The 2,505-nt window shown below is 44.7% G+C and carries 3 protein-coding genes; all 3 read right to left on the reverse strand.

What is annotated here, in order from left to right:
• Positions 1-110: 110 nt before the first annotated feature.
• The 3 genes from D9N13_RS11825 to D9N13_RS11835 are packed head-to-tail and all read right to left on the reverse strand — an operon-like array spanning position 111 to position 2,317.
• Complete coding sequence (locus D9N13_RS11825; RefSeq protein ID WP_290589954.1) at positions 111-1,091, reverse strand: ImmA/IrrE family metallo-endopeptidase; 981 nt, start codon at positions 1,089-1,091, stop codon at positions 111-113.
• Positions 1,092-1,133: 42 nt separating this feature from the next.
• Positions 1,134-2,006 carry an IS3 family transposase gene (locus tag D9N13_RS11830; RefSeq protein ID WP_317622499.1) on the reverse strand — a complete coding sequence of 291 codons (873 nt, stop codon included), beginning with the start codon at positions 2,004-2,006 and terminating at the stop codon, positions 1,134-1,136.
• On the reverse strand, positions 2,000-2,317 hold the full coding sequence (locus tag D9N13_RS11835; RefSeq protein WP_290589957.1) for a transposase: 318 nt from the start codon (positions 2,315-2,317) through the stop codon (positions 2,000-2,002). Before D9N13_RS11835 ends, D9N13_RS11830 begins: the two co-directional genes overlap by 7 nt.
• Between the last annotated feature and the right edge of the window lie 188 nt (positions 2,318-2,505).

Genomic DNA, 2,505 nt, shown 5'->3' on the forward strand with positions numbered 1-2,505 from the left:
GGTATTTTGGTGAGGGCAACCGCCGTTGCCTTGAACTCATCGTCGTATCGATTGTATTGCTTTCTTCGTGCCATTTGACACCTCCACTTAGGTAGTTGGAGGTGTGCGCATTATCGGGGGAGGTGTCCCTCCCCGCTCATGTATTTGTAATGATCCAAAACAAGATGCCCGAATTCGTGTGCGAGAGTAAATCTTATTCGCTCTCTAGAACCACATTCTTTGTCATTAACACAGATTCTTCTATGTTGGAAATCGATGCTACCTAGCCCTTCATTTTCTATCTCCACATCACGTCCAACACTAAAATTGTATTTTTCACTTATGAACTCGGAAAGGGCTGCTTCCTCTACAGCGCCTGACTCATACTCTATAGATTCGAGCAATCCGAAAACCATTGTTTCAATGTCAGAAATTTCGATATACGGAACCACTGATGTGTCGGTTTTTCCTGTATTGCGATATTTTTTTATATTTCCCCTTTGGCTAGCATCAAGGCCTTTTAAAATGATGTTTTCGAAAAAGGATAATGAAGAAGCTGTATTTATATCATCTATATACCCGTAGAAATCAAAATAAACACTCGCAAACTCTTCTAATCTTATTGCACGGTACGCGCTTGAGTTTTCTTTAAATGCCAAATCCGAATTAACAATGCCAGATGGGGATCTATGTAAGACAAATTCCAATTTAGAGGGGTCGTAGTACCTACATAGACCAACCCCTTTGGATCGCGCAAAATTTACAGCTCCGGATTGAAACGAATTAGTAGACGCCACAATTGCCTTCAAATTTGCGCCCGAAATTTGCTGGGTCTTCTGAAAAAATTCTTCAACATCGTCCACTGGTACAGGATGGTTATAATTTTTACACTCGATCAATACCAAATGTGAGAAATGGTCAGCATTTGGCATAAATACTTCTATAGCAATGTCAAAAATAATGTCTTTTTTTCGATCATTGGAATAGTAACCTTTCTTTTTGTAGATTCGACACAGTTCCTTTTTGAAATAGAATCTATCGCTCTCTATTTCGGTAGAAAGCCATTCATACATTCTATCTTCAAACTTATTTCCGACTTCAACGGTGCTCATATCTACTCATGCTGATCTTCCCCAGCAAAAGTAGACACAGTTTTAAGCGCACATACGTTCATATTCTTGTTCAAATTGATTCGGGCTTTTATAGCCCAAGTAACTGTGCCGACGCTGGCTGTTGTAAAACATTTCAATGTATTCAAACACACAAGAATAGGCTTCCTGCTTGTTCGTGACATCCTCTGCGTAGAGTGCCTCAACCTTGAAACGGGCGAAGAAGGACTCCATCGCGGCGTTGTCCCAGCAGTTGCCTTTCCTGCTCATGCTGGGTTGTATCCCTTCATCGTACAGCAGCGCCTGGTACTCCCCGGAGCGATACTGAACCCCACGATCTGAATGCAGCATCAATCCGGGCTCTACATTGCGGGATGCCACAGCCATCTCAAAGGCATCGATGATCAACTGGTTGGTCATCGTGCTATCCAGTGACCAGCCAATAATCTTCCGGGAGAATAAATCCATGATTACCGCCAGATACACAAAGCCTTTCTCGATTTTGATGTAAGTGATATCAGAAACCCACTTTTCATCAGGCTTGCTGGCTGTGAAATCGCGCCTCAACAGGTTATCACTGACATGGTTGTGCGCCAACACGTCTGGAAAGTAATTGTAGCCTTTCCCAGACCTGGCTCTAAGGTCCTGTTCTGACATGATTTTTGCCACTGTGTTCTCGCTAATGCTAAAGCCGGATTCATTTAATTCCAGAGTCATTCTGGGCGATCCGTAGCGCGATTTCAGCTCATGAAACCGTTTAACCAAAAGCCGTTCTGCTTCCAACTTACGCAGATCTCGAGCGCTGGGCTCTAGACTCCGCCATTTATAGTAACCCGCACGACTGACCTGGGCCCACCTACACATTTTGCTTATTGCGTATTGGCCTCGTAGCGATTCTATAAAAGCGTACTTCACCACTTGTCTTTGCTGAAGTACGCCGTCGCCTTTTTTAGGAATTCGTTTTCCTCTTTGAGATCGGCAATCTCGCGCTTAAGCTTGCGGACTTCCTCACTCTCTTGCTTGGAGTAATCGACACCGTTCATACTGTTGAATTGCTTCTCCGACAGTCGCTTGTATTGACGGCGCCAATTATAAATCTGGCCAGGGTGAATACCCAGCTCTTTAGCCACTTCAGCAGCGCTGGTGTTAGGATCTTCAGAACGGCGCACGGCCTCTCTTCGAAAATCCTCGGTATAGTGGTTGTACTTGTTCTTTCGCTTCTTTGCCATGATTAATACACCTCGTTAGGTAGTAGTGAGGTGTCTACTTTTCTTGGGGAACTTGGTCATCTAACGCCTGCATAAGCGGCGGCGGTGCGTGGTGAAAAATAGTGCCATAATGAGCGACAGCGAATGCACTATTTTGCGCCGCGTAGCGCCGTCCAGTGGAGGCCAAAGGCCGGAACGATGCTTGATGC

This window comes from Ketobacter sp. GenoA1 (genome assembly GCF_003671475.1).
Lineage (GTDB): Bacteria > Pseudomonadota > Gammaproteobacteria > Pseudomonadales > Ketobacteraceae > Ketobacter.